24 protein-coding genes, 3 rRNA genes and 1 other RNA gene are annotated in these 25822 nt (G+C 55.6%); 11 read left to right on the top strand and 17 right to left on the bottom strand.

Going from position 1 to position 25822, the window contains the following annotated elements; all coding sequences use genetic code 11:
* Window positions 1–13 precede the first annotated feature (13 nt).
* From CPH17_RS13035 to flgB, 3 genes are read right to left on the bottom strand one after another with little or no spacing between them, the layout of a single operon-like run.
* Window positions 14–703, bottom strand: coding sequence for a flagellar hook assembly protein FlgD (locus CPH17_RS13035; RefSeq protein WP_074397996.1), 690 nt, complete (start codon window positions 701–703; stop codon window positions 14–16).
* Window positions 704–706: 3 nt separating this feature from the next.
* Window positions 707–1117, bottom strand: coding sequence for a flagellar basal body rod protein FlgC (flgC, locus tag CPH17_RS13030; RefSeq protein WP_074397997.1), 411 nt, complete (start codon window positions 1115–1117; stop codon window positions 707–709).
* Window positions 1118–1147: 30 nt separating this feature from the next.
* Window positions 1148–1582 (bottom strand): flagellar basal body rod protein FlgB, encoded by a 435-nt coding sequence (flgB, locus tag CPH17_RS13025; RefSeq protein WP_074397999.1) that lies wholly within the window; start codon window positions 1580–1582, stop codon window positions 1148–1150.
* Window positions 1583–1908: 326 nt separating this feature from the next.
* Here flgB and flgA point away from each other — a divergent pair, with 326 nt between their 5' ends.
* From flgA to CPH17_RS13005, 4 genes are all read left to right on the top strand, one after another.
* Entirely contained in the window at window positions 1909–2499 is a 591-nt protein-coding gene (gene flgA / locus CPH17_RS13020) for a flagellar basal body P-ring formation chaperone FlgA (RefSeq protein WP_269449418.1), read from the top strand.
* Window positions 2500–2586: 87 nt separating this feature from the next.
* Window positions 2587–2862, top strand: coding sequence for a flagellar biosynthesis anti-sigma factor FlgM (gene flgM, locus CPH17_RS13015; RefSeq protein WP_074398003.1), 276 nt, complete (start codon window positions 2587–2589; stop codon window positions 2860–2862).
* Window positions 2863–2865: 3 nt separating this feature from the next.
* Window positions 2866–3315 carry a flagella synthesis protein FlgN gene (locus CPH17_RS13010; protein WP_074398004.1) on the top strand — a complete coding sequence of 150 codons (450 nt, stop codon included), beginning with the start codon at window positions 2866–2868 and terminating at the stop codon, window positions 3313–3315.
* 91 nt (window positions 3316–3406) lie between these two features.
* Window positions 3407–4147 carry an SDR family NAD(P)-dependent oxidoreductase gene (locus CPH17_RS13005; RefSeq protein ID WP_074398005.1) on the top strand — a complete coding sequence of 247 codons (741 nt, stop codon included), beginning with the start codon at window positions 3407–3409 and terminating at the stop codon, window positions 4145–4147.
* A 174-nt stretch (window positions 4148–4321) separates the two neighbouring features.
* Here CPH17_RS13005 and rrf read toward each other — a convergent pair.
* From rrf to CPH17_RS12990, 3 genes are all read right to left on the bottom strand, one after another.
* Window positions 4322–4437 (bottom strand): 5S ribosomal RNA (rrf, locus tag CPH17_RS13000).
* Window positions 4438–4554: 117 nt separating this feature from the next.
* Window positions 4555–7546 (bottom strand): 23S ribosomal RNA (locus CPH17_RS12995).
* 310 nt (window positions 7547–7856) lie between these two features.
* Window positions 7857–9389, bottom strand: a 16S ribosomal RNA gene (locus tag CPH17_RS12990).
* Together the 16S, 23S and 5S rRNA genes form the textbook arrangement of a ribosomal RNA operon.
* A gap of 549 nt (window positions 9390–9938) precedes the next feature.
* On the opposite strand from CPH17_RS12990, the gene CPH17_RS12985 reads away from it, so the two are divergent.
* Window positions 9939–10970 (top strand): aspartate carbamoyltransferase, encoded by a 1032-nt coding sequence (locus tag CPH17_RS12985; protein ID WP_074398007.1) that lies wholly within the window; start codon window positions 9939–9941, stop codon window positions 10968–10970.
* A 19-nt stretch (window positions 10971–10989) separates the two neighbouring features.
* Here the strand turns inward: CPH17_RS12985 and ruvX are convergent, their stop codons facing one another.
* The 7 genes from ruvX to CPH17_RS12950 all read right to left on the bottom strand — a co-directional run bounded on the left by ruvX (window position 10990) and on the right by CPH17_RS12950 (window position 15636).
* Entirely contained in the window at window positions 10990–11445 is a 456-nt protein-coding gene (gene ruvX, locus CPH17_RS12980) for a Holliday junction resolvase RuvX (RefSeq protein WP_074398008.1), read from the bottom strand.
* Window positions 11446–11457: 12 nt separating this feature from the next.
* A complete protein-coding gene (locus CPH17_RS12975) occupies window positions 11458–12015 on the bottom strand; it encodes a YqgE/AlgH family protein (protein WP_074398010.1) in 558 nt (185 codons plus the stop codon).
* 81 nt (window positions 12016–12096) lie between these two features.
* Complete coding sequence (gene gshB / locus CPH17_RS12970) at window positions 12097–13056, bottom strand: glutathione synthase (protein WP_074398011.1); 960 nt, start codon at window positions 13054–13056, stop codon at window positions 12097–12099.
* A 75-nt stretch (window positions 13057–13131) separates the two neighbouring features.
* Window positions 13132–13824, bottom strand: coding sequence for a CvfB family protein (locus CPH17_RS12965; protein ID WP_074398014.1), 693 nt, complete (start codon window positions 13822–13824; stop codon window positions 13132–13134).
* A gap of 71 nt (window positions 13825–13895) precedes the next feature.
* Window positions 13896–14651: a 16S rRNA (uracil(1498)-N(3))-methyltransferase gene (locus tag CPH17_RS12960; protein ID WP_074398016.1), complete on the bottom strand. Its 756-nt coding sequence runs from the start codon at window positions 14649–14651 to the stop codon at window positions 13896–13898.
* Between the two features lie 3 nt (window positions 14652–14654).
* Window positions 14655–15164: a protein-export chaperone SecB gene (gene secB / locus CPH17_RS12955; protein ID WP_074398017.1), complete on the bottom strand. Its 510-nt coding sequence runs from the start codon at window positions 15162–15164 to the stop codon at window positions 14655–14657.
* Window positions 15165–15213: 49 nt separating this feature from the next.
* Window positions 15214–15636 (bottom strand): rhodanese-like domain-containing protein, encoded by a 423-nt coding sequence (locus CPH17_RS12950; RefSeq protein ID WP_074398019.1) that lies wholly within the window; start codon window positions 15634–15636, stop codon window positions 15214–15216.
* A gap of 203 nt (window positions 15637–15839) precedes the next feature.
* Here CPH17_RS12950 and gpmI point away from each other — a divergent pair, with 203 nt between their 5' ends.
* The 3 genes from gpmI (at window position 15840) to CPH17_RS12935 (ending at window position 19957) form a co-directional block, all read left to right on the top strand.
* Window positions 15840–17417 carry a 2,3-bisphosphoglycerate-independent phosphoglycerate mutase gene (gene gpmI / locus CPH17_RS12945; RefSeq protein ID WP_074398020.1) on the top strand — a complete coding sequence of 526 codons (1578 nt, stop codon included), beginning with the start codon at window positions 15840–15842 and terminating at the stop codon, window positions 17415–17417.
* Between the two features lie 7 nt (window positions 17418–17424).
* Window positions 17425–18561, top strand: coding sequence for a murein hydrolase activator EnvC family protein (locus CPH17_RS12940; RefSeq protein ID WP_074398022.1), 1137 nt, complete (start codon window positions 17425–17427; stop codon window positions 18559–18561).
* Between the two features lie 76 nt (window positions 18562–18637).
* Window positions 18638–19957, top strand: a complete 1320-nt coding sequence (locus CPH17_RS12935) for a S41 family peptidase (RefSeq protein ID WP_096299801.1) — start codon at window positions 18638–18640, stop codon at window positions 19955–19957.
* Here CPH17_RS12935 and CPH17_RS12930 read toward each other — a convergent pair.
* The 4 genes from CPH17_RS12930 to CPH17_RS12915 all read right to left on the bottom strand — a co-directional run bounded on the left by CPH17_RS12930 (window position 19954) and on the right by CPH17_RS12915 (window position 24496).
* Window positions 19954–21204: a UbiH/UbiF/VisC/COQ6 family ubiquinone biosynthesis hydroxylase gene (locus CPH17_RS12930; protein WP_096299799.1), complete on the bottom strand. Its 1251-nt coding sequence runs from the start codon at window positions 21202–21204 to the stop codon at window positions 19954–19956. The genes CPH17_RS12935 and CPH17_RS12930 overlap by 4 nt on opposite strands.
* A 55-nt stretch (window positions 21205–21259) precedes the next feature.
* Window positions 21260–22477, bottom strand: a complete 1218-nt coding sequence (ubiH, locus tag CPH17_RS12925; protein ID WP_074398026.1) for a 2-octaprenyl-6-methoxyphenyl hydroxylase — start codon at window positions 22475–22477, stop codon at window positions 21260–21262.
* An 80-nt stretch (window positions 22478–22557) separates the two neighbouring features.
* Entirely contained in the window at window positions 22558–23898 is a 1341-nt protein-coding gene (gene pepP, locus CPH17_RS12920) for a Xaa-Pro aminopeptidase (RefSeq protein ID WP_096299797.1), read from the bottom strand.
* Window positions 23899–23917: 19 nt separating this feature from the next.
* Complete coding sequence (locus CPH17_RS12915) at window positions 23918–24496, bottom strand: UPF0149 family protein (RefSeq protein WP_096299795.1); 579 nt, start codon at window positions 24494–24496, stop codon at window positions 23918–23920.
* Between the two features lie 154 nt (window positions 24497–24650).
* Here CPH17_RS12915 and CPH17_RS12910 point away from each other — a divergent pair, with 154 nt between their 5' ends.
* The 3 genes from CPH17_RS12910 to CPH17_RS12900 all read left to right on the top strand — a co-directional run bounded on the left by CPH17_RS12910 (window position 24651) and on the right by CPH17_RS12900 (window position 25814).
* A complete protein-coding gene (locus tag CPH17_RS12910; protein WP_074398031.1) occupies window positions 24651–24950 on the top strand; it encodes a cell division protein ZapA in 300 nt (99 codons plus the stop codon).
* Between the two features lie 52 nt (window positions 24951–25002).
* Window positions 25003–25185: non-coding RNA, 6S RNA (ssrS, locus tag CPH17_RS12905), on the top strand.
* Window positions 25186–25193: 8 nt separating this feature from the next.
* Window positions 25194–25814, top strand: coding sequence for a 5-formyltetrahydrofolate cyclo-ligase (locus CPH17_RS12900; RefSeq protein ID WP_074398588.1), 621 nt, complete (start codon window positions 25194–25196; stop codon window positions 25812–25814).
* The last annotated feature ends 8 nt before the right edge of the window (window positions 25815–25822 follow it).

Here is a 25822-nt window from a genome sequence, read left to right as displayed (position 1 = left end):
GATTAATTAAGGTTCAGAGTATTTGTTTAATTTGGTCCAAAGAGACCTGACCGTAGATGGCACCCAGGTCAAGACGGACTTCCTCACCCGATTCGGCGGGCGTCACCCCTTGGACCTGGGCATAATTCAACGTTTCTGAATCCAGTTTCTCGCCTTCAGCGTCGGTCGCTTTATAGCTGACGTTGTAAGAACCTTCTGGAACCGCTACTTCGTCATTGTTTAAACCGTTCCAGCTAAACGACTCAACGCCTGCGTCAACTCCCTCAACTTCGTTGCTATAAACGACTTCGCCCGCCTGATTGGTTACGCTGATTTCAAGCTTTTCGGCGGGTTCTTCTAACTCAATACCGAAAGGCGTGGCGTAGCTATTGCCGTCTTCGTCAACGCTTACTTTGACTTGGTCACCCGGCACCAGAACGGAGTTACCAATAAGACCCGACGCTTGCAGCATTTGAGAAGCATCCATCTGCTTCGTAATGCCGCTGATCGTATCATTCAATTCCTCAATACCACTGACCGTATTAATCTGCGCCAGTTGGGAGGTCATCTCCGCATTTTCCATGGGATTCATCGGATCTTGATTTTCCAACTGGGTGATCAGCAAGGTCATAAAACTTTCACGCAGTTCTTCAGACTGACGAGCCGGCATCCCATTCGACCCGCCGCCATTGACATTGCTTAGTACACTTGTGTCGATATTCATAGCTTACCCTTCACCCAGCGAGAGTGTTTGCATCAGCATCTGTTTACTGGTGTTAAAGACCTCAACGTTCGCTTGATAAGAGCGCGACGCTGAAATCATGTTGACCATCTCGTGGACCGGCTCAACGTTAGGCTTTGCCACATAGCCGTCTTCATCCGCTGCGGGGTGATTGGGCATATACTCCAGACGAAGTGGCGAATCATCTTCAACCACTTCATTTACTTGAACCCCACCGACGCCATAGCGTGAATTATTAGCTTGTGATTCAAACATGACCTGCTTTGCACGATACGTTTCGCCGTCAGGACCCGCCACGCTATCGGCATTGGCCATGTTGCTGGCAGTCACATTCATACGCTGCGACTGAGCACTCATGGCGGAACCTGCGATATCAAACGCAGAAAACATTGACATATTGGTGTCTCCTAACCGATATAAGCCAGCTTATTCTGGCTGCATGGCAGTTTTTAGCCCTTGAATCCGGCTATTCATTATCGTAAGACCCGCCTGATATCGAACCGCGTTGTCTGTGAACTGTGACCGCTCACGATCCATTTCGACAGTATTACCATCTAAGCTGGGCTGACTAGGGGTCCGGTAAAGCAGATCAGCGTTATTGCCTACCGCTCGCGCAGGCCCCTCACCTGCCAAGTGGCGCCCAGAGGTACGTGACAACGCCAACCCCCCACCATCGCTTCCCTGTGCACGCTGACCACCGTCAACGGCTTTCTTCAATTCGCTTGCAAAGTCGATGTCCCTGGCTTTGTAATTCGGGGTATCGGCATTAGCAATATTGGCAGAAAGCACTTCGTGCCGCGCCTGACGCAACCCCAGCGCCTGCTGGTGGTAATTCAAAGAAGACTCTAATTGGTCGATCATGCCAACCCTCGCTTACTGAGAGGCAAAAACAGAATTTATTGATGATGAAGAATACGCCGACGCCTGTCAGCCTAAAGCATGGAACAACCCGCGTTTCCCCCAGTATTTCTTGTGATAATACTCAGACATTTTCGTTAAAATAAACGGTGATAAATTCCCGCTTCCATCATTGAGCATCCTCTTCCATGCACCGATCGCCGCTTACGTATAGGTCAGGCATGCTGCTGCGGTGGGTCCGAAACCTATTGCTGACCAGCATAGCAATAGGTGCCGCTGCACCTCTCGCGCACGCGTCAGAAACGAAGCATGACGCCCTCCTGGAGAGCGTGCATCAATTTCTCTATGAAGAGACACAGGCACTCGGCAATGATGTGGTGATTAACTTACGTGCACCCTCCCCTCACCTGCCTGCCTGCGCCGACCCCGAACCATTTTTGACCAACCAAAATGACGCCCCTCTTGGCCGTGTCTCCGTAGGCGTTCGCTGCGGTACTGATAGCCGTCAAGTTCGCTATTTACAGGCAGAAGTAGATGTTATCGGCAGCTACATGGTCGCCGCCGAGGATATCGAGCGCGGCAGTCAAATAACGCCTGACATGCTGCGTGAAGAAGGTGGCAATCTAGGTGATCTTTCCTCGCGAGCCATAACGGAACCCGATGACATTATTGGCAAAATAGCACGCAGACCCATCGCCAGCGGCACGACCATGCAGACTCATTTCATCCAGGCGCCTCACCTAGTTGAACGTGGCCAGCGCGTTAAGGTCATAGCTGAAGGGTCATCTTTTCGCGTATCCCGCGAAGGAGAAGCTCTTGAAAATGGTGCAATGGACGATAAAGTTAGGGTGCGTTTTGATTCTCGCGAAGTGCTATCTGCTCGCGTAGTGGAACGCGGCACCCTCATGGTCGATTTTTAATTGAATGGCTAAAGTTTTACTCAGCGGCGCCGATAATTCACGTAACTCGCGCATCGCGCTCCAAACGTTGACGATGAGGCATACAACGTGAAAATTGATAACGTCAATAATCCGCTGCTTCGCTCCAATCATGCCCAGCAGCGTGATGAAACTCAGAAAGCTGAAAATTCGCCATCTGCTGCGGCAGATGCTGAGGCTAAAGACTCAACTCAACTCAGCACGCTAAGTGCCGATGACACTCATGATATCGACAGCACTAAAGTCGAAGAAATTCGTGACGCCATTCGCGATGGTCGTTTAGAAATTCGAGCTGACCGTATCGCGGATGGCTTAATCGCCAATCTTCGAGAGTCACAGGAGTAACCTATGAGCCTCGCCAGCTTGTTGACTGACCAGCAACAGCGCATTGATGCGTTGATAACCCTGCTAGGCAACGAGCAATCCCTATTGACCCAGGGTAATATCGATGGCGATGCGCTCGCTGACGTGGCAAGCCAAAAGCAGCACTTGCTAACTGAACTTGAACGGATTGAGGTTCTTCGGCGCAATGTGCAAAGGCGTCTTGGATATGAAAGTGGCGCGCTAGGTGCCAAGGCTGCCGCACAAGATGCTGGCTGCACCGATGCTTGGCAGCACTTACTAGAAAAAAGTGAACGCGCCGCCCGAATGAACGCATTAACAGGTGAAATGCTTTCTTTACGCATGCAGCATAATCAGCAAATGCTCGATTACATTCGACAGATAGCTGAAAAGACGCTTTATAACCCTAATGGGCGCAACTCAGCCCAGCCGGGACGTATTAACGCCTCCGCTTGAACAAATCCTATATATAACCACCTAAAAGCTAGACAACTCCTCTGCAAAAAACTTCAATGGGCAACATATCGTTCCCTTATGGAGTAGTTGCATGCTTTCATTCCTGCCCGAAAATTTTACTGCCGTCGTCATCGGCGCCAACGGCGGTATTGGCAATGCTATGGTTGACGCACTCCTCACCAATAGCCAGGTAGGCAGGATCGTAGCAGTTAGCCGCTCTCCTGTCCGGCTAAATCGTCCTAATGTGGAATCCGTGATTGCCGATGTCTCGATATCCCTTGGACGAGAAGTGCTATCTCAACATCTGGATGGCCGCCCCGTTCACCTTCTGTTTAATGCGACCGGGATACTTCACGACAGCGCAAACGGCATTCAGCCTGAAAAAAGGCTTGAGCAGCTCAATGAAACCTCCATAGCACATGTCATGCATATTAACGCGGTAATGCCAGCGCTTTTGCTTTCGTCACTGAAGTCATGTTTACAAGGTAAACATCCAGCGATCATTGCCAGTCTTTCTGCTCGTGTGGGATCAATTGGCGATAACGGTTACGGGGGCTGGTATAGCTATCGAGCCAGTAAAGCGGCGCATAACATGCTGATGAGGACGGCAGCTATTGAGATATCACGCCTCAACAAGCAGTCTATCGTGCTATGTCTTCATCCTGGCACTACTGACACAACACTATCAAAGCCTTTTCAAGCGCGCGTACCAAAAGAAAAGCTGTTTACACCTGCGTTTGTGGCCGAGCACTTGCTTGCCGTCATGGACCAGCGAACGCCTGAGGATAGTGGTAGTTTCTGGGATTGGAACGGTAAATCTATTGAGTGGTGATTATTTTGATAACACCCAACAAAAAGCCCCGAACACACTGTGCTCGGGGCTTTTCTAAATAAGTGCCTGACGATGATCCGGCCGGCGCTCCGGGACTCTCCATGGGGAGACCCCTTGCTTCCTTCCGCCCAACAAAAAGCCCCGACCAACTGGCCGGGGCTTCGCTAAATAAGTGCCTGACGATGACCTACTCTCGCATGGGGAGACCCCACACTACCATCGGCGCGAAGCGGTTTCACTGCTGAGTTCGGCAAGGGATCAGGTGGTTCACGCTTGCTATGGTCGTCAGGCGTAACTGGCTGTATATCATGCTGTGTTTTGTGGCGTCTCTGACTGGCTGATACTCATCAGCGCAGTGCGTATCCGGTTCTTTCGTTATCATCGCGACCAGACCCCTTGGGTGTTATAGGGTCAAGCCTCACGGGCCATTAGTACACGTTAGCTCAACACCTTGCAGCGCTTCCACACCGTGCCTATCAACCAGCTGGTCTCGCTGGGCCCTTCAGGAGGCTCTAGGCCTCAGGGATGTCTCATCTTGAAGGGGGCTTCCCGCTTAGATGCTTTCAGCGGTTATCCCGTCCGCACATAGCTACCCGGCAATGCCACTGGCGTGACAACCGGAACACCAGAGGTGCGTCCACTCCGGTCCTCTCGTACTAGGAGCAGCCCTTCTCAAACATCCAACGCCCACGGCAGATAGGGACCGAACTGTCTCACGACGTTCTAAACCCAGCTCGCGTACCACTTTAAATGGCGAACAGCCATACCCTTGGGACCGACTTCAGCCCCAGGATGTGATGAGCCGACATCGAGGTGCCAAACACCGCCGTCGATGTGAACTCTTGGGCGGTATCAGCCTGTTATCCCCGGAGTACCTTTTATCCGTTGAGCGATGGCCCTTCCATACAGAACCACCGGATCACTAGAACCTGCTTTCGCACCTGCTCGACGTGTCTGTCTCGCAGTCAAGCACCCTTATGCTCTTGCACTCATTGCACGATGTCCGACCGTGCTGAGGGTACCTTCGTGCTCCTCCGTTACGCTTTGGGAGGAGACCGCCCCAGTCAAACTACCCACCACACACTGTCCTCGATCCGGATAACGGACCTGAGTGAGAACGCCAATGATGCCAGGCTGGTATTTCAAGGTTGGCTCCACCCGAACTGGCGTCCGAGTTTCAAAGCCTCCCAGCTATCCTACACAGGCAACATCAGCGTCCAGTGTGAAGCTATAGTAAAGGTTCACGGGGTCTTTCCGTCTAGCCGCGGGTACACCGCATCTTCACGGCGATTTCAATTTCACTGAGTCTCGGGTGGAGACAGCGTGGCCATCATTACGCCATTCGTGCAGGTCGGAACTTACCCGACAAGGAATTTCGCTACCTTAGGACCGTTATAGTTACGGCCGCCGTTTACCGGGGCTTCAATCAAGAGCTTCGGACGAATCCTAACACCATCATTTAACCTTCCGGCACCGGGCAGGCGTCACACCCTATACGTCCGCTTGCGCGTTAGCAGAGTGCTGTGTTTTTAATAAACAGTTGCAGCCACCTGGTATCTTCGACCGGTTCTCGCTTAAGCCGCAAGGGCTCTCACAATACGCCGGCGTGCCTTCTCCCGAAGTTACGGCACCATTTTGCCTAGTTCCTTCACCCGAGTTCTCTCAAGCGCCTTGGGATTCTCACCCTGACCACCTGTGTCGGTTTGGGGTACGGTCGCACATGATCTGAAGCTTAGAGGCTTTTCCTGGAAGCGTGGCATCAGTGACTTCCTGACCGTGGTCAGTTCATCTCGTCTCTCGGCCTTGAGGATCCGGATTTACCTAAACCCTCAGCCTACTGACTTTCACCAGGGCTACCAACGCCTGGCTCACCTAGCCTTCTTCGTCCCCCCATCGCAACCATGTCCGGTACGGGAATATTGACCCGTTTCCCATCGACTACGCCTTTCGGCCTCGCCTTAGGGGCCGACTCACTCTGCTCCGATTAGCGTCGAACAGAAACCCTTGGTCTTCCGGCGAGGGAGTTTTTCACTCCCTTTATCGTTACTCATGTCAGCATTCGCACTCGTGATACCTCCAGCAGACTTCTCAATCCACCTTCATCGGCGTACACGACGCTCCTCTACCGCGCATTCCTAAGAACGCACCCGTAGCTTCGGTACCTGGTTTAGCCCCGTTACATCTTCCGCGCAGGCCGACTCGACTAGTGAGCTATTACGCTTTCTTTAAAGGATGGCTGCTTCTAAGCCAACCTCCTAGCTGTCTGAGCCTTCCCACATCGTTTCCCACTTAACCAGGATTTCGGGACCTTAGCTGACGGTCTGGGTTGTTTCCCTTTTCACAACGGACGTTAGCACCCGCTGTGTGTCTCCCACGCTCGCACTCACCGGTATTCGGAGTTTGCCTCGGGTTGGTAAGTCGGGATGACCCCCTAGCCGAAACAGTGCTCTACCCCCGGCGGTGATACGTGAGGCGCTACCTAAATAGCTTTCGAGGAGAACCAGCTATCTCCGAGCTTGATTAGCCTTTCACTCCGATCCACAAGTCATCCAAATCTTTTTCAACAGATCCTGGTTCGGGCCTCCAATTGATGTTACTCAATCTTCACCCTGCTCATGGATAGATCGCTCGGTTTCGGGTCTATATCCAGCGACTGTGTCGCCCAGTTAAGACTCGGTTTCCCTACGGCTCCCCTATACGGTTAACCTCGCCACTGAATATAAGTCGCTGACCCATTATACAAAAGGTACGCAGTCACCCCATCACTAAGCCACCTCTGCTTGTTTGGGTGGGTTGAACGTTGCAAGCAACGTTAACCGTCAAGCGGGGGCTGATGGTGTTCCACATCACGAAGAAGCTTAGTGATGGGGCTCCTACTGCTTGTACGCACACGGTTTCAGGATCTATTTCACTCCCCTCTCCGGGGTTCTTTTCGCCTTTCCCTCACGGTACTGGTTCACTATCGGTCAGCCAGGAGTATTTAGCCTTGGAGGATGGTCCCCCCGTCTTCAGTCAAGGTTTCTCGTGCCCCGACCTACTCGATTTCACATGATCAGATTTTCGACTACGGGGCTATCACCCGCTACGGCCGCGCTTCCCAACGCATTCGCCTAATCAGTCACATGCTTAAGGGCTGGTCCCCGTTCGCTCGCCGCTACTGGGGGAATCTCGGTTGATTTCTTTTCCTCAGGGTACTTAGATGTTTCAGTTCCCCTGGTTCGCCTCCTGGCCCTATAGATTCAGGACAGGATACCGATCTTGTGATCGGTGGGTTTCCCCATTCAGAAATGCCCGGGTCACAGGTTGTTTGCCACCTCGCCGAGCCTTATCGCAGGCTTCCACGTCTTTCATCGCCTCTGGCTGCCTAGGCATCCACCGTGTGCGCTTCATTGCTTGACCCTATAACCCGAAGGAGTCTGGTATCTCGCAATGATAACGATTGCCGGATACGCTTGAGACGTATCACAAAACAATTACGTAGGAACGTGTTCAAAACACGTTCCTGTCAGCATGATATACATTGTTAAAGAGCGACTGCTATGCGCAGTGATAAGCGGATGCTTTTTTCACTTTAAAAGAAAAAGAAAGGTCTTTAAAAAAAGGTCTTTTTTCTTTTTTCAATGTGAAGACAACGCTTATCACTGCGTATCGGCAGTTTCTTGATCAGGTAATTCATTGTGAGCGCTTACCGCGAGGATAATGCATCGTTTAAGGAGGTGATCCAGCCGCAGGTTCCCCTACGGCTACCTTGTTACGACTTCACCCCAGTCATGAACCACACCGTGGTGATCGCCCTCCAAAGTTAGGCTAACCACTTCTGGTGCAGTCCACTCCCATGGTGTGACGGGCGGTGTGTACAAGGCCCGGGAACGTATTCACCGTGACATTCTGATTCACGATTACTAGCGATTCCGACTTCACGGAGTCGAGTTGCAGACTCCGATCCGGACTGAGACCGGCTTTAAGGGATTCGCTGACTCTCGCGAGCTCGCAGCCCTCTGTACCGGCCATTGTAGCACGTGTGTAGCCCTACCCGTAAGGGCCATGATGACTTGACGTCGTCCCCACCTTCCTCCGGTTTGTCACCGGCAGTCTCCTTAGAGTTCCCGGCATTACCCGCTGGCAAATAAGGACAAGGGTTGCGCTCGTTACGGGACTTAACCCAACATTTCACAACACGAGCTGACGACAGCCATGCAGCACCTGTCTCTGCGCTCCCGAAGGCACCAAGGTATCTCTACCAAGTTCGCAGGATGTCAAGGGTAGGTAAGGTTCTTCGCGTTGCATCGAATTAAACCACATGCTCCACCGCTTGTGCGGGCCCCCGTCAATTCATTTGAGTTTTAACCTTGCGGCCGTACTCCCCAGGCGGTCGACTTATCGCGTTAACTTCGCCACAAAGTGCGCTAGGCACCCAACGGCTGGTCGACATCGTTTACGGCGTGGACTACCAGGGTATCTAATCCTGTTTGCTACCCACGCTTTCGCACCTCAGTGTCAGTGTCAGTCCAGAAGGCCGCCTTCGCCACTGGTATTCCTCCCGATCTCTACGCATTTCACCGCTACACCGGGAATTCTACCTTCCTCTCCTGCACTCTAGCCTGATAGTTCCGGATGCCGTTCCCAGGTTGAGCCCGGGGCTTTCACAACCGGCTTATCAAGCCACCTACGCGCGCTTTACGCCCAGTAATTCCGATTAACGCTTGCACCCTCCGTATTACCGCGGCTGCTGGCACGGAGTTAGCCGGTGCTTCTTCTGCGAGTGATGTCTTTCCTGGCGGGTATTAACCACCAGGCGTTCTTCCTCGCTGAAAGTGCTTTACAACCCGAGGGCCTTCTTCACACACGCGGCATGGCTGGATCAGGGTTGCCCCCATTGTCCAATATTCCCCACTGCTGCCTCCCGTAGGAGTTCGGGCCGTGTCTCAGTCCCGATGTGGCTGATCATCCTCTCAGACCAGCTACGGATCGTCGCCTTGGTGAGCCGTTACCTCACCAACCAGCTAATCCGGCATAGGCTCATCCGATAGCGGGAGCCAAAGCCCCCTTTCTCCCGTAGGACGTATGCGGTATTAGCCTGGGTTTCCCCAGGTTATCCCCCACTACCGGGTAGATTCCTATGCATTACTCACCCGTCCGCCGCTCGTCAGCATCTAGCAAGCTAGATCTGTTACCGCTCGACTTGCATGTGTTAGGCCTGCCGCCAGCGTTCAATCTGAGCCATGATCAAACTCTTCAGTTTAAAATCATTGTGGTTCTTACTCACTACCCCGAAGGGCAGCAAAAGCGAACCAAACTTGGCTCAAGGGTCAAACGAATTCATTCAATATCGGCTTCGAAAAGCCGTAGTGCTTGAGTCGCTTGCCTTGATAATAGGTGATTTATCACCCTCATCGGCAAGCGCCCACATGAATTACCTGATCAAATTATTAAAGAGCGTTTCGCTTTACAAAATCGGCCAACCGGTGAACGGTTTGGCCTCAGCGAGGAAGACGTATTCTACGCACTTCCGACTGGTTGTCAATGACTAATTGGCGCGAGGTGATGCAAACCTACTGTCACTATCAGCACCCTAACTCACTGACAAACCGAGAGTTTTTAACCCCTCCCACCGCTGGTAACGCTTGGCGTCCCCGGCAGCGGATGCGTACTTTACGGCTTCACCGCCGGGTTGGCAAGAGGGTTATGAGAAAAAGTTTTATGATTAGGCGCTATCCACTGTGAAAGCGCTTCGGCGATAGGCTGGTTGGCGGTTACACTAGCGATACTTACTTTCCTGCCGAGGTCCGTGATGAGCCAGAGCCAGCATCTGTTAACCGTCGATTCATTAGATCGCGAAAGCGTTGATCATTTACTGCGTGTTGCTGCACGTATGGAGCCAATTGCTCAGCGGCGTCAAGTGACACGAGTTTTGGAAGGGGCGGTACTCGGCAATCTATTTTTTGAAGCCAGTACGCGCACGCGCGTAAGCTTCAACTCAGCGTTTTGCCGTTTGGGCGGCAGCGTATGTGATACGACAGGCTTTACCTTCTCTTCCATGGCCAAGGGAGAGTCGCTGTATGACACCAGTCGTGTGATGAGCGGCTACTGCGACGCGATTGTGATGCGACACCCCGATCAAGGCTCAGTGGCGGAGTTCGCAGCTGCAACCAATGTGCCGGTGATTAACGGCGGGGACGGGCCAGGCGAGCACCCCAGCCAAGCGCTGCTCGATCTTTATACGATTGATAAAGAGTTCCATCGCCTAGGGAAATCTCTTAGCGGTGCGCATATTCTGCTCACTGGAGATTTAAAATATGGCCGTACCGTCCACTCACTGATTAAGCTACTGTCACTCTATGATCCACTACGCATTACGCTAGTGTCGCCGCCAGGCCTTGAGATGCCTGCAAAGCTAATCGATCTCGTCACCTCGCGCGGCCACCGCATTGAACAACGCAGCTCGCTGGCTAGCAACTTCTCGGATTTGGACGTGGTGTACGCGACCCGGATTCAGAAGGAGCGTTTTACTGACGAGATGAACGAGAGCTTTCAGGGGCTTTCCGACGACTTTATGGTCAACCGAGACTTTCTGGATCGACGCTGCAGCCAAAATACGATTGTGATGCACCCCCTGCCCCGCGATAGCCGCCCTGGCGCGAATGACTTGAATGTGGATCTAAATGGCGACCCTCGGCTGGCCATCTTCCGGCAAACGGATAGTGGCATTCCCATGCGCATGGCGATCTTTGCCACGCTATTAGAAGTCGATGAACTGATTGAAAAAGAGATGCGGCCCGTGCGCTGGTTTGTGCCCGCTCAAACCGGCACCCTCGACCGTTAATGCACTCGCAAGCTGGCTCTTATTGAGATAAACGCCCGCCGGGAAGCCCTTCCTGGTGGGCAAACCAGCCTTCCAAAATAAGTACCGCGGCAATACCATCGACACTGTCTTCGCGGTAGTTACCGCGGTGGCCCGCCGCATGGGCGATTTGTTTGGCTTCCTGGGTAGAGCCGCGCTCATCGACCATTACACAGGGCTTTCCAAAACGCCCGTGGAGCCGGTTGGCAAATTTACGCGCGCGGGTACTCATGGCCGACTCGGTGCCATCCATGTTGAGCGGCAAGCCTACTACGAACATATCAGGCTGCCACTCCTTTACCAGACGCGCTACCAAGTCCCAGTCGGGAATGCCGTCACGGGCGGTGAGCGGGGCAAGCTCACGGGCGCTGTTTAGCAGTTCATTGCCGACGGCTACGCCGATGCGGCGCGTACCAAAATCAAACGCGAGTAACAGACGCTGCCCTATTTCAGCCATTATCCTCAACCATTATGCGTGCCCTGCGTCACGGGTCATCAGGTTAAGGTCAACGCCAAGGATGCCTGCCGCGGCGGCGAGCCGTTCAGCAGGCGGGGTATCGAAAAGCACCGACGCTTGGCCTTCCACGGTCAGCCAAGCATTCTCTTTTAGCTCTTCTTCCAACTGACCTACTTCCCAACCGGCACAACCTAAGCACACCAGAAACTGCTCGGGGCCTTCACCATTTGCCAAGGCCTGCAAAATATCCATCGACGTCGTCAATGCAATGCCGTCCTCCACTTGAAGGCTTGAGTCCCACGCCTGGCTATCGCCGATGTGGAGAATAAAGCCGCGATCTTTATGCATTGGCCCGCCGTAATAAACCGGTGCGTTGCGGCACGGACTCTCGTCTCCCCCTAGTTCCAACTGTTCAAACAACGCGTCTAGGGTGATTTCCAAGGGACGATTGGCGATGACCCCCATACAGCCATTGTGATCATGGTCGCATAGATAGATAAGGCTTCCCGCAAAATTAGGGTCGTCTTGGTGCGGCATGGCCATCAAAAAATGATGCTTTAAACTTTGCATGCGTCTCCTGCGGCCAGCTGACATCAACAGCCGACCTAAAAAATCAATAAATAGTGCGCGCCAGAGCCATAGCAGCCCGCTTTATGCAGCAAGACGACGCTCAATGGCATCCAACAGCAAACCTGCGATATCCGTGCCACGCTGATCGTCAATTTCACGTACGCAAGTTGGGCTTGTGACGTTAATTTCCGTAATGTAATCGCCGATCACATCCAGACCGACAAACATCAGCCCTTTCTCGCGGATCATGGGCTGTACTTGCTGAATGAGCCACTGGTCTCGCTCGGTCAGCTCACGACTCACACCACGACCACCGGCAGCAAGGTTGCCACGCGTTTCACCCGCTGAGGGGATGCGTGCGAGTCCGTAAGGAACAGGCTCGCCATCGACCAGCAAAATCCGCGTGTCGCCTTCTTTAATAGCGGGCAGGTAGCGCTGCGCCATAATCTGGCGTTGGCCGCGTAGAGTAAGCTGCTCAATCACCGCGCCGATGTTGCGCCCTTCAGGGCCAATGTGAAAAATACCGGTGCCGCCCATGCCATCCAGCGGCTTAAAAATGACATCGCCATGCTCGGCATGAAAGGCGCGCAACACATCGGCGCGGCTGGCTACCAACGTCGGTGCGCAGCACTGCGGAAACTGCTGGGCAAACAGCTTTTCATTGCACTGCAATAGAGCGGCGGTTGGATTGACGACCAATACGCCCTCGCGCTCTGCAAAGCCAAGCAAATGAACCGCGTTGGTGAAATCCGCATCCACCGGCGGGTCTTTACGCATCAATACTGCGTCAAGCTCGTCGAGCGGCCGCGCAGAAGGCTCACCGAGTTCATACCAATGCGCGGGATCTCGATAAACCGTCAACGGCCGCATGCGTGCATAAGCTTGCCCTGCATTCAAGAAAAGATCTTCCTGCTCCATGTAATGCAACGTATAGCCGCGATCCTGGGCCGCCCATAGCATCGCCATAGTGGTATCTTTCTTGTAAGCGATATCGCTGATGGGGTCCATCACGACACCAAGGTGCAATGTTGACTGACTCATTGGGGCACAATCCATACATGAACAATAGTTGAGCAGTATGCCGTACTGCTTCTCAGGCTCCAACCGCGAGCCGCCTCAATCGCTGAGCGCACCGGGCACTAGGCGTATGGCACCGGGTTCCAGGGTGACCAACCCTTGCTTGTAAAGTCGCCCAATCGCCTGTTTATAAGCGCTTTTGCTCACGCCTAGGCGCGCCTTGATGGCATGAGCGTCACTTTTATCGCCCAGCGCCAGATAACCGCCGCTTGCACGCAGTGCCTGGAGTACTTTATCGCCCACCACATCCAAGCGAGCAGCACCTGGGGGAAGCAGAGAAATATCCACTCGGCCATCTTCGCGGCGCTGCTTTACAAAGCCTGTTAACGACTGACCTCGCCGTAACGGCTGACTAATATCATCCTGATAAATCAACCCCCAGTAACGGTGATTGACGACGACTTTCATCCCCAGATCGGTGCGGTCGGCAACCACTACCGCCACAGGATCGCCCGTCTCGAGTGCCCAGGCGTCGTCGGTTAAAAAGCGATCAAGTCGCATGGTCGCCACGGGCCGCCCCTGGTCGTCGCTGTACAGCATGACCAGCACGCGTTTGCCAGGGTCGGGGCGAAAGCGCTGCTCGCTGTAGGGCAATAGCACATCTTTAGGCTGGCCCCAGCGTAAAAAAGCCCCAGTGCTATTCACGGCGGTCACCGTTAAGTAGGCCACTTCACCCAATTGGGCGGAAGCATCGCTAGCAGATCGGGTGGCGGAATGAGGCTCGCGAACCATGGGTGCCGTCCTTACAGTAAGTAGGCCTTCATTATGGGGCCTTGGCAACGCAAGGCAAAGCGTAGCCAGGCTTACAAATCGCCGAAATAGTGCTGCAGAAGCGTTAACGCCACTATCGGCGCCGTCTCAGTACGCAGCACCCGTGGGCCCAGGGTGAGTGGGGTAAAATCGGCGGCTGATGCAGCCGCAATATCCGTGTCACTCAAGCCACCTTCGGGCCCAATCAATAGCGCCACTGCCTCTGGGGACAGCTCGCGATCAAAAGGATGACCGGTCGCTAAATGAAGCATTAAACGCAGTGGTTCCTGGCGCTCGTCAAGCCAAGCTTGGAGGGTTACCGGCGAATTCACAGGCGGCACTACGGCCCGCCCGCTCTGTTCACAGGCACTGGCAGCTACCGCCTGCCAATGGGCAAGCTTTTTCTCCTCCCGGTCGCCTTTAAGGCGTACATCACACCGCTCGGTATAAAGTGGAGTGATGGCCGACACGCCAAGCTCGACGGCCTTCTGAATGGCATAATCCATTCGGTCGCCTTTGGAAATCGCCTGGCCTAAATGCACCGCCAATGGCGATTCATCGCTGCCCGGCCAAACAACGTCTACCCGGGCCACCGTTCGCTTACGGCTTGCCTCAACCAAGCGCACACCTGCTTCATGACCTTGGCCATCAAATAACACCAGCGGTGCGTTTTCTGTAAGCCGAAGCACGCGGGTAACGTGTCGTGCGGGGCCTTCTGGCAGCACCACCTCATCGCCTGTACTAAACGCCAAGGGCACGTAAAGGCGAGGCATTTTGCCGTGCAAGGCGTACCAGTCGGCAGCGCGCATCGCTTAGTGAGTGTTCTCTTCGGTTGGGCTGGCTTGTTGTTTCTCGCGCTGTTTACGCTGCGCGTACATCGCTTCAAAATTCACCGGGGCCAGCATCAACGGCGGGAAGCCACCACGATTGACCAGGTTGTCTACACATTCCCGGGCATACGGAAACAACAAATTAGGGCAGAAAGCGCCCAAGGTTTGATCCAACTGAGCACCTTCGATACCGGCAATGCGGAACAAGCCTGCCTGTTCGACTTCCGCCAAAAAGGATGTCGTGCCGGTTTCGTTATCGTTAACCTGGGCGGTCACTTTGACGACCACTTCGTACTGGTCATCGGCAATTTTGGTGCTGCTGGTGTTAAGATCGAGATTGACCTTGGGCTTAAACGCCTCCTTGAACACCGACGGGGAATTGGGTGCTTCAAACGAAATATCTTTCACATAAATGCGCTGTAGTGAGAACTTGAGCTGGGGCTTTTCGTCGGTTTGCGCGCCAGCCTGCGGGGTGTTGTTATCTTCCGCCATGGGAGAACTCCTCGTTGTTGATGCAATAAAAAGAGAGATACGTTTGTGCTTACTTTTTAACCACTGGCAGGCCGTCTGCCTGCCACTGCGCCATGCCGCCTTTCAATTTAAAAGCCCGTTCAAAGCCTGCTTTAGCGAGCTTGGCCTGGGCAGCGCCCGAACTTTGGCCGTGCTTACACACCACAATGATCGGCTTGTCTTTCACCTTATTCAGCTCATTCATGCGGCTATCAAGGCTGCTCTGGGGAATGTTGCGCGCACCGGCGATATGGCCCGTTTTAAAGTCTTTGCTCTCACGGATATCCAACACGACAGCGTCCTCACGGTTAATAAGCTGCGTAGCTTCGGAGGCCCCCAACGCATGGGTGGAAGCACTGCGTGTTTCATAAATAATCCACGCTATCAGTGCCAGCAAAAACGCCCCCACTAATAGGGGATGATTCATTACGAATTCGAACAACTGATCGATCATCGCGACACAATCTCTTGGTCAATACGGAAAAAAGCGGCGTTACCACCGTTAAAACGCGACAAGTATACACGTCTGGCGGCGGAGCGCGCAGGCCTGAGCCATGACGCTGTGCCATTGGCTGCGTTATGATGCCCCAAGCATGCGTTGGCCGCGACCCCGATCCACTTTATGTCGTTCGGCTTGCCACTCATCAGGAGGATTTCATGGACACTGTACGCACCCCACGCCCCGTCGCGCTGATTATTTTAGATGGCTATGGGCACAACCCTGATAGCGCGCACAATGCGGTGGCCGCCGCCAAGACCCCGGTAATGGATAAGCTGTGGGCTAGCTACCCCCATGCGTTCGTACATACCGATGGTCACCACGTAGGGCTTCCTGATGGGCAAATGGGCAACTCCGAAGTCGGTCATATGAATCTGGGCGCCGGACGCATCGTCTACCAGGACTTTACCCGCATCACCAAAGCGGTTGAAGACGGCGACCTGGACACCATCGACGTGCTTACCCAGCCCATCGACGAAGCCGTGGCCAACGGACGTCCCGTTCATCTATTGGGTCTACTCTCGCCCGGCGGCGTTCACAGTCACGAGGACCATTTTATCGCCATGGCAGAATTGGCTGCCCGTCGCGGTGCCCAGCATATCTATGTGCACGCCTTCCTGGACGGCCGGGACATGCCGCCACAAAGCGCTCTACGCTCCATAGAACGTGCCAACGCCCGCCTGGCTGAGCTGGTAGGGGCTGACAACGGCTTTGTCGCTTCAATTATCGGTCGCTTTTATGCCATGGATCGCGACAACCGCTGGGAACGCGTGGAGCAAGCCTATCGGCTGCTCACGGAGGGTGACGCTGAGTACTACGCCACCAGCGCCGAAATGGCCCTGCGCGATGCCTACGCGCGGGGAGAAACCGACGAGTTTGTCGCCGCCAGCAGCATACCGCTGGGCGACGGTTCCAAAGACAAGGCCATCACGTTGCAGGATGGCGACGCGGCGATTTTCCTGAACTTCCGCTCAGATCGTGCCCGCGAACTGACTCGCGCCTTCGTCGAGCCTGACTTCAACGGCTTCGAACGGCGCGTATGCCCCAAACTCGCGGGTGACGGGCTGGTTATGATGACCCAGTACGCTGCTGATATTGCTGCACCTGCCGCCTTCCCACCCAGCGACCTTAACGACAGCCTGGGCGAAGTCGTCGCCAAGCGCGGTTTAACCCAACTGCGCATTGCCGAAACCGAAAAATACCCCCACGTAACGTTCTTTTTTTCGGGCGGCAATGAAGCCGAGTATGAGGGCGAAGAGCGCATTCTCATTCCCTCCCCACGCGACGTAAAGACCTACGACGAAAAGCCCGAAATGAGCGCCTTCGAGATCACCGACAAGTTAGTTGAGGCCATCGAGACCGGCCGCTTTGACCTGATGGTGTGTAACTACGCCAATGGCGATATGGTCGGCCACACCGGCGATTTTGACGCAGCGGTAAAAGCCATCGAGACCGTCGATACCTGTGTGGGCCGCGTGGTCGAGGCCATTGAGCGAGCCGGTGGAGCCTGCCTGATCACAGCCGACCACGGCAATGCCGAGCAGATGGTGCACCCCGAAACTGGCGCGCCGCAGACCGCCCACACCACCTTTATGGTGCCGCTGATCTATGTCGGCGAACGCACCGGTGCGCTTGTGGATGGCCGGCTGTGCGATCTCGCACCGACGCTTTTACGCATGATGAATCAAGAGGTTCCTCAAGCGATGACCGGTCACCCATTGATTACCTTCGGTTAATTCTTTCATGCGACGACTTGTCGGGTTGGTAGCTGGGATAGCGCTGATATACACCACGTCCAGCGCTGCCCAGCCCAGCGAAAACCAAGCCCGCCAGCAGCTGGACAATATTGGTCAAGCGATTGAGGCGCTTTCCGAGCGTTTAAACGAAACCGATGATGCCCGCGATGGGGCTAAACGCGAGCTGCGCGAGGTCGAAACCGAGCTCGCCAAGACCCACCAGCGGCTCGACCAACTGCAAGGTGAGCGCCGAAAGCTCAATGAAGAAACCGATCAGCTTCGCAAGCATCGCGATAGCCTTCAGGCAGACCGGGAAGCCCAGTCCGAAGCCCTTGGCCAACAATTAGCGGCGCTCTATCGGCTGGGTCCGACCCCCCAACTCAAGCTGCTGTTAAATCAGGGCGATCCTGCCGAGCTTGACCGTATGCAGGCCTACTTGAACCGGCTAACCGAGGCGCGCCAGCAACGCTTGGACGAGATTGCCCGGCTGGATAGTGCGCTTGCCGACACCCAGCAAGCACTGGCCGAGCGACAAGACCGCCTGGCGTCACTGGCCGATGAGCTGGAGGACGAAAGTGCGCAACTGGCTGAACGGACCCAGGAGCGTCGCGGCGTAGTGGAAAACCTTGATGACCGTTATGGCAGCGAGGCGGCGCGGTTGGCCGACTTAACAAATGACCGCGAGCAGGCCGAACAACGACTACGTGAGATCCAGGCAGAACTAGCCCGCCTTGACGAGCCCACACCGACCACTCATATTGCCCGTACCCAAGGGGACTTACCCTGGCCGGTTCAAGGCGACATTACGGCTGACTTTCAGCGTCGCGACGGTGTCCATTACAACGGTATCGTCATCCAGTCCTCAGCAGGCACATCAGTAAGCGCAGTGCATGAGGGCCGAGTGGTGTTTGCCGACTGGATGCGCGGGTTTGGCAATCTACTCATTATCGACCACGGCGATCAAATCATGACGCTTTACGCCCATCTGCAACAGTTCACCGCACGCCCCGGCCAACAGATCGAGCGCGGCGACGAAATTGGCCGGGTTGGCGATAGCGGGGGCCAGCCACGTAGCGCGCTTTACTTTGAAGTTCGCAAGCGGGGCGAACCAATTAACCCACAACGTTGGATTGCACGCCGCTGACGGGATAAGCTGAGTCATTATTATTGTCACTTCGGGTAGCGACGCACGCTGCCCACCTATCGCTCGCGGAGTCTGCATGACGCTATCTGTTACCGAGGTATCGGCCCCCGCCAAACGCCTCTTGGCAACCCTGCTCTCTATCGCTTTACTATCGGCCCCGTTACCGCTGCTGGCTCAACCCAGTAGTGAAGGCAGTGGTGCTGGCGATAGCGTCAGCGACGACTTGCCGCTTGAAGAGATCCAGACATTTGCCGAAGTGTTTGAACGCATTAAACGCGCTTATGTTGAAGAAGTTGACGACCGCACCCTGCTGCGTAATGCCATGCGTGGCATGCTGAGCGAGCTAGACCCTCACTCCGCTTATCTTGATAAAGAGGAATATCAAAGTCTGCGCGAATCCACCGAGGGTGAATTTGGCGGCATCGGTATCGAAGTCGGCATGGAAAACGGCCAGCTCATGGTCATTACTCCGATCGACGATACGCCTGCCTCTCGGGCGGGGCTGATGTCGCGGGATATCATCATCAGCATCGACGGCACCCCTACCGACAACATGTCCTTGCAGGAAGCGGTTACCCTGATGCGCGGCGACCCCGGCACCAAACTGGAGATTTCCGTGCTACGCGCCGGTGAAGACTCTCCTCGGGCCTTCACCCTGACCCGCGAGGTTATCCGCAGCGAAAGCGTTAAACATGAGCTATTGGAAACCGGCTATGGCTATTTACGCATCAGTCAATTCCAGTCGCGTACGCCAGAGCAGGCCCAAAAAGCGCTTGAGAATATGGCCCGCGAACAACCGCTGGAAGGGCTAGTGCTCGATTTACGTAATAATCCCGGCGGCGTTTTACAGGCTGCTGTTGGTGTAGCTGATTTATTTTTAGACGACGGCCTGATTGTCTATACCGAAGGCCGTATTCCCGACAATGAGCTGTCCTTCTCAGCCTCCGCTGATACACCTGCAGCCGACGTGCCACTAGTGGTACTGATCAACGGCGGCAGCGCTTCAGCCGCCGAAATTGTCGCTGGCGCCCTCCAAGACCAGCGCCGTGGCGTCATTATGGGTACGGATAGCTTCGGTAAGGGGTCTGTTCAGCAGATTATGCCACTGGGCAACGGTGAGGGCCTTAAGCTTACCACCGCGCTTTACTACACCCCGGACGGCCGCTCGATTCAAGCACAAGGCATTGAGCCCGACGTTGATGTGGTGCGTGGACGGCTAGAGGTTGCCGAAGGAGGGCGCGAGACCCGCGAAGCCGACTTAGAAGGCCACCTTCGCTCCCAGCAGGCTCCGCGTGACCGCGAGGAAGCCTCGCAGCGCCTGCGCGACGACTACCAACTAGGCGAGGCGCTGAACTTGCTGAAAGCATTGAATGTGGTCGACCGCCGTCGTGATTAACGACACGGGGCCGGCAAGCGACCGCGCTCGCCGGTCGCTTGCCGCATAACAAGGCGCTTGAGTGGGGTCAGCCGATGCATGCCGCTCATACCTAGATTACGCATTAGCGTGAGCGCCGGATCGTGGCTACCAAACAGGGTTTTAAAGCCTTTCATCAAGCCAAGCATCGCGCGATTATCCCCACGCCGTCGGCGGGCATAGCGATTCAGTGTGCTCAGCTCTCCCCAAGGAGCCCCCCGCCGCCAAGCCGCGGTGACCTCGTCAGCCAAAACGGCAGCATCCATCAACCCCAGGTTAACTCCCTGTCCAGCGAGGGGGTGCAGGCTATGGGCCGCATCCCCCACTAGCGCAAAATGCGGTTGCACGTAACACGTCGCATGGCGCTGCACCAACGGAAATCGATACGCTCGATCACAGGCAGTAACCGTCCCCATACGACCTGCCAGGGCGTCACTAAGCGCCTCGCCTAACGCCACTGGGTAAAGCTTGCACAGTTGTTCAGCGTGAGCAGGCGTGGTCGACCACACAATCGAACAATAGTGGGCATCTCTGTCTACCGTTAGCGGCAAAAAGGCCAGCGGACATCCGTCGACAAATGCTTGCCGCGCGGTGTCGCCATGGGGTTTGTCACAGCGCACCGTGGTGACCACGGCATCCTGGCCCATTGCCTCGCTGATCACGTCGATTCCGGCCATGTCACGCAGCAGCGAGCGCGCCCCATCGGCTGCCACAACCAGCGGCGCGTGCAGTGACTGGCCGCTCGCCAAACCCAGCCGACGCCCCGACGCCGAGCCCCCCAATGTTTCTACCGGCGTACCGAAAAACGCGCTAACCCGGCCCTGACCTTGAAGCGTTGTGTGCAACGCCGACAGGGTTACGTCGTTTTCAACGATATGTCCCAACACGGGAACGCCCGCCTCGTCGGCGGAAAAACCAATCTCGCCGTTGCCTTCGGCGTCCCACACCTGCATATGGCGATAGGGGGTTACGCGGGCATTGACCATTAACGGCCAGGCCCCGATATGAGTTAACAGTCGCTGTGAAACCGGCGTCAGTGCGCTGACTCGAGGTGACGGAAGGCTGCTCACCGCATGTGACGGTGGCTGTGCTTTCGCCTCAACCAGCGCCACCCGCATCCCGGCATCGGCCAACAGCCAACTCAAGGTGCTACCCACCATGCCAGCGCCGGCCACGATGACGTCAAAGTCACTCGCCGCCGATTTATCTGACTCATTGAACGTCTGCATAACGCTCCTTATGTTGGCTTGATTTTCGTACAAAGCTTGGCGACGCTGCCAGGGCTCAACGTTCGAGTCCCATTGCTCTGCGCGCTAGCCCTTTACGTAATGGTCCAACGATATTGAGGCCAATCAAGCCAGCCGCTCTGGCATGGGACAATAGGGGGAGCGACAAGCCAAACAGGCGAATCAGCCCATCGCTAAAGCGAATCACGTTGGCGCGGTCGCGCGCACGTTGGCGCTCGAACGCCTGCAGCGTAGTCATATCGCCCAGTGGCCGTTTTGCCCACTCGCCTTCTTCCAGAGCCTCGACCAGATCCATCACGCCACGCAGGGCTAGATTGAAGCCTTGACCAGCTACCGGGTGAAGCGCATGGGCTGCGTTGCCCAACACAGCCAGCCCAGGGCGGACGGGCTCTTCGGCGGTGATTAAATTCAATGGGTAGCTGTGGCGCTGGCCCACCTGAGTAAAGCACCCAACCCGATCGCCAAAGGCGGCCTGGAGTTGCGCCAGGAATTCGCCGTCCGAGAGCGCCAGACGTGCCTGCTCCTGCCCGGTGGTATGCGTCCAGATTAACTCCATTGCCTGCCCCGGTAGGGGAAGTAGCGCAATCGGCCCTGCGCTGGTAAACCGCTCATAGGCGACGCCACGATGTGGCTGACTGACGCCTACGTGGGCAATCAACGCGGTTTGCTGATAGGCCTCGCGGCGGCTGGCTATACCCAGCTGTTCTTTTAACCCTGAGCGCCCACCATCGGCCAACACCGTTAAGGCGCCGTGCAGGCAACTACCATCAGAGAGCCTCAGGTCGTGACCCTGAGGGGTCGGGGTAATGCTCTCGACCTTGGCGGGACAGTGCCATTCAAGGGGTAACGTATTGAGCCGTTGATGAAGCACGCGCCCCATCCAAGCGTTGGGAATCACATGCCCCAGCGCATTGACGCCAAGCTCATCGGCGTTGAGCCGGGTGGCCCCCAGCCGGCCCCGCTCGCTGATATGGATACGCTTTATTGGCGTGGCTTCAGCTTGCATGGCCTCCCAAACGCCCAATTGACGAAAGCGCTGGGCCGAGCCTTCGGCAATGGCGCTGGCGCGGGCATCAAAGCTTGGCTGCCAGCTCTCATCCAGCGACTTAACGGGTAGCGGTGCCGCCTCGATAATGGCGACTTTCCAACCAAAGCGCTCAATCAAGGGAGCCAGGGCACAGCCTAAGCTCGCGCCCACTAACCCGCCCCCCACAATCACAATGTCATGGGTTACCGTTTGCCCAGACGCTTGCATTGGCTCTCTCCCACTGGTGACAACGCTCTCAAGTACAGCGCTTATTGCGTAACGTAAATTACATAATGCACTGCAATGAATTAATCAGATGCCATGAGTGCTTCTATATCGGCGACCCGTTTAGGGACCTGGTCGGTTAGTACCTCGTGCCCCTGATTAGTGACCACCACGTTGTCCTCAATGCGGATGCCAATGCCTCGATACGCTACCGGTATGTCCGTTTCATCCGGAATATAAAGACCCGGCTCAACGGTCAGCACCATACCGGGCTCAAGCGGCCGGGGGGTGTCTGCGTTAAGACGGTAGGTGCCCACATCGTGCACATCCAGCCCCAGCCAGTGCGACGTCGAATGTAGATAAAACCGCCGGTAGTGCTGCTCGTCGATGCAGGTTTGCAGCTCGCCTTCCAGCAGACCAAGCTCAATCAACCCAGCGGTCAAGTCGGCTACCACACCCTTATGGATGTCGGCGAGGGTGACGCCAGGCTGAATAGCCGCAACGGCGCGCTCCTGGGCGTGAAGCACCACTTGATAAAGCGCACGCTGTGCATCGTTGAAACGCCCAGAGACAGGGAAGGTACGGGTAATATCGCCTGCGTAGAGCTCAAATTCCGCGCCTGCATCAATCAATACCAGTTCGCCGTCAGCCAGCGGTGCGCTGTTCTCAATGTAGTGCAACACGCAAGCATTGGCACCGCCGCCCACAATGGTGCTGTAGGCCGGGCCGCTGCCACCCTGCCAAACAAACGCATGCTCCAGCTCAGCTTGTAACTGGTACTCACTAAGGCCAGGCCTCGCCGTGCACATGGCACGCACATGCGCATGGGCAGAAATTGCCGTGGCATGACGCAATAGGGCGATCTCCGCTTCGCTCTTAATCTGGCGCATGGCATGAATCAGCGGATTAATATCCATCCAGCCTTTTAACGCGGGAAGACCACGGCGTTGGCCTGCCTTGGCCTGAGACAAGGCTTCTTCAGCAATATCGAGGGCACCGTCATGGTCGAGCGGTAAATAGAGCAGTTCACGGCCCGCCAGCAACTCAGGCAGCTTGGCTTCCCGCTCGGCGTTTTCGAATGCCTGATCAATGCCGTGCGCTGTCATCACCCCTTGAGCGCCCAGCCGTCGCCCTGTCCAGGCCTCCATGGTGGGGTCACGGTCCTGACAAAACACCACGCTTTGACCTGCTTCACGCCCCGGCAACAGCACCAGCAGGGCATCCGGCTCGCTGATGCCAGTGAGGTAGTAAAAATCGCTGCTTTGCCGGAACGTGTACTCGCTGTCGTTGGAGCGCGTCACCAACGAGCCCCCCGGTAAAATAACGGCGGCATTAGCCGGCAACTGGGCCATTAGTGTGTCGCGCCGCTGGTGATACTCTGCCCGCGTGATAGCTGGCGGGCGAGGCAATACATCAGGCAACATAGCATTTTCCAACAACAGATTAATGAACGGGCGTATCGGTTTTCTCGACCTGCGGCTGGCCGGGGTGCTGTTCGGTATACAACAGCATAGCGGCCATGCGGGCATGCTCGGTAAGCGCAAATAGATCGTTTTCGTTTTCAGGGCTATCGTCGATGTCGGTATCGATTCGGCCTAACCCTTCTAGGTCACTTATTGCCTCGCGTAGCGCCTGTGACCAGCGCTCGCGCAGCTCATTGTCAGCCACCTCATCGACTACTTCGATAAAGCCCAGCGTCCACTCTTTAAGGCCCTGCGCCTGCTCGCCCAAAGAAAACAGTTCATCAGGTAGCAGCGGCGTATAATCTAGGTCGCTGGCGCTTAGCGCCTCCAGGGTTTGCCGCCGCCACCCAAGTAGGCGTTCGGCGCTAGCGGAATCACGAGGCTGGTCCACACCGAGGCTTAAGCAGACCTCCTCCAGCCAGGTTTGGGCATCCACATCGCGCAAGGCAAGCAGTGCGCATAACCGACCATCGAGAAAGGCGGGCGACTGCATACTTCCGTGCAACAAAAAAACATCGGCGACATCCGAAAAATCTTGGCGTTCGTCAATTAGCGACATGGTCTTCACTCGTCAAATGGGTTTGCGATCATATGCCGCTCCGGCTTGCGCGTTGACCCCGTGCAAGCCGCTCTCTTATAGTGAACGACATCGTCCTTCCTATGCAGTGATGTTAACGCATTGGGCATCCCTTTGACCCGTGCCGGAGTTTGTCATGAGTAACACTAAGCGGCCTACTACCGAAATCAGCCTATTGGGGCGTGATTACGTGATTGCTTGCGACCCCGGTGAAGAAGCCAAGCTTGAACGCGCGGCCCGCTACCTGGATCGCGCCATGCAGGGTATCCAGGCACAAAGTAGCCTGCTGGGAAGTGAGCGTATCGCCATTATGGCAGCACTCAACATTACCCACGAATTGCTTGAGGCAATGGACGAACATCGCGCCGGGGAAGCCAGCTTGAACCGGCTAAATGAGCGGCTCGAACACGCTTTGTCACAAACTCGCAAGCCGTGAGGTCGTTTAACGCAAGCCTTTGGCATTGGCCCCCGCTCTGTTAGGATAACCAAGTTCTCTGGGGTGTGCGCCAGTCGTTATAGTCCCTCGAGCCTATGCGTAATACCCAGGGGGCCAAATGCTAGCCAGGCCCGTGTGCATGTCCGTGCGTCGGAAAGCCTGACGGTTTGGCTGCGGCCACCCACCTGAACCAGTAGGTTCAGGGCCAGAACGACAGCGGCACTCTGGGGAACACTCATTATGATGGACAGCCTCCACAGCGCTGACCAAAAAAGGATGCTACGGCGTGAATTGCGCCAGCGGCGTCGATCGCTTTCACCACGAGAGCAACGCGAAGCGGCCTCCCGCCTTTGCCAGCAACTCAAGCGCCTTCCCGAAATCCGCCGTGCCCGGCGAATTAGCCTCTACCTACCCGTGATGGGTGAAATCGACCCAACCCCGTTAATTCCCTGGCTGCGTCGACGCGGGGTAACCGTTTATTTACCAGTGTTGCGGCCATTCGTAGCTAATACGCTGTGGTTTGTGGCTTATCATGCGCATACCCCGATGGTTAAAAATCGCTTCGGCATCGCCGAACCCGACACCCGCTTTGCGGCCAAGCGCCTAAACCGCCTTCCCGCGTGGGCATTAGATACGTTGATAGTGCCGCTGGTCGGTTTTGACGCCCAGGCCAATCGCATGGGTATGGGAGGCGGTTTTTATGATCGCAGCCTCGCCTTTATGCGTCGCCCTGGTCCTAAGCCTACGCTGCTGGGCGTGGCCCACGCTTGCCAGCAGGTAGACACCCTACCCGTCGAACCCTGGGACATACCGTTAAACGCCGTGGTGAGCGATCAACATATCATTCGCCCTGGGGATGTTTAATCGGCCTC

The organism is Halomonas sp. hl-4, assembly GCF_900215475.1.
Lineage (GTDB): Bacteria > Pseudomonadota > Gammaproteobacteria > Pseudomonadales > Halomonadaceae > Vreelandella.
The sequence above is the reverse complement of the archived record's forward strand: the minus strand, read 5'-3'. Positions and strand labels throughout refer to the sequence as shown.

Bases quoted from the DNA above. Each gene is read 5' to 3' on its own strand.
- gpmI (WP_074398020.1), top strand. From the start codon at position 15,840: ATGGACACTGTACGCACCCCACGCCCCGTCGCGCTGATTATTTTAGAT.
- ubiH (WP_074398026.1), bottom strand. From the start codon at position 22,477: ATGCAAGCGTCTGGGCAAACGGTAACCCATGACATTGTGATTGTGGGG.
- pepP (WP_096299797.1), bottom strand. From the start codon at position 23,898: ATGTTGCCTGATGTATTGCCTCGCCCGCCAGCTATCACGCGGGCAGAG.
- CPH17_RS12975 (WP_074398010.1), bottom strand. From the start codon at position 12,015: ATGCAAAGTTTAAAGCATCATTTTTTGATGGCCATGCCGCACCAAGAC.
- CPH17_RS12940 (WP_074398022.1), top strand. From the start codon at position 17,425: ATGCGACGACTTGTCGGGTTGGTAGCTGGGATAGCGCTGATATACACC.
- CPH17_RS12960 (WP_074398016.1), bottom strand. From the start codon at position 14,651: ATGCGCGCTGCCGACTGGTACGCCTTGCACGGCAAAATGCCTCGCCTT.
- CPH17_RS12935 (WP_096299801.1), top strand. From the start codon at position 18,638: ATGACGCTATCTGTTACCGAGGTATCGGCCCCCGCCAAACGCCTCTTG.
- CPH17_RS12930 (WP_096299799.1), bottom strand. From the start codon at position 21,204: ATGCAGACGTTCAATGAGTCAGATAAATCGGCGGCGAGTGACTTTGAC.
- CPH17_RS12950 (WP_074398019.1), bottom strand. From the start codon at position 15,636: ATGATCGATCAGTTGTTCGAATTCGTAATGAATCATCCCCTATTAGTG.
- CPH17_RS12910 (WP_074398031.1), top strand. From the start codon at position 24,651: ATGAGTAACACTAAGCGGCCTACTACCGAAATCAGCCTATTGGGGCGT.
- CPH17_RS13035 (WP_074397996.1), bottom strand. From the start codon at position 703: ATGAATATCGACACAAGTGTACTAAGCAATGTCAATGGCGGCGGGTCG.
- gshB (WP_074398011.1), bottom strand. From the start codon at position 13,056: ATGAGTCAGTCAACATTGCACCTTGGTGTCGTGATGGACCCCATCAGC.
- CPH17_RS13010 (WP_074398004.1), top strand. From the start codon at position 2,866: ATGAGCCTCGCCAGCTTGTTGACTGACCAGCAACAGCGCATTGATGCG.
- CPH17_RS12985 (WP_074398007.1), top strand. From the start codon at position 9,939: ATGAGCCAGAGCCAGCATCTGTTAACCGTCGATTCATTAGATCGCGAA.
- flgB (WP_074397999.1), bottom strand. From the start codon at position 1,582: ATGATCGACCAATTAGAGTCTTCTTTGAATTACCACCAGCAGGCGCTG.
- CPH17_RS12915 (WP_096299795.1), bottom strand. From the start codon at position 24,496: ATGTCGCTAATTGACGAACGCCAAGATTTTTCGGATGTCGCCGATGTT.
- CPH17_RS13005 (WP_074398005.1), top strand. From the start codon at position 3,407: ATGCTTTCATTCCTGCCCGAAAATTTTACTGCCGTCGTCATCGGCGCC.
- flgC (WP_074397997.1), bottom strand. From the start codon at position 1,117: ATGTCAATGTTTTCTGCGTTTGATATCGCAGGTTCCGCCATGAGTGCT.
- CPH17_RS12965 (WP_074398014.1), bottom strand. From the start codon at position 13,824: ATGGTTCGCGAGCCTCATTCCGCCACCCGATCTGCTAGCGATGCTTCC.
- CPH17_RS12900 (WP_074398588.1), top strand. From the start codon at position 25,194: ATGGACAGCCTCCACAGCGCTGACCAAAAAAGGATGCTACGGCGTGAA.
- secB (WP_074398017.1), bottom strand. From the start codon at position 15,164: ATGGCGGAAGATAACAACACCCCGCAGGCTGGCGCGCAAACCGACGAA.
- ruvX (WP_074398008.1), bottom strand. From the start codon at position 11,445: ATGGCTGAAATAGGGCAGCGTCTGTTACTCGCGTTTGATTTTGGTACG.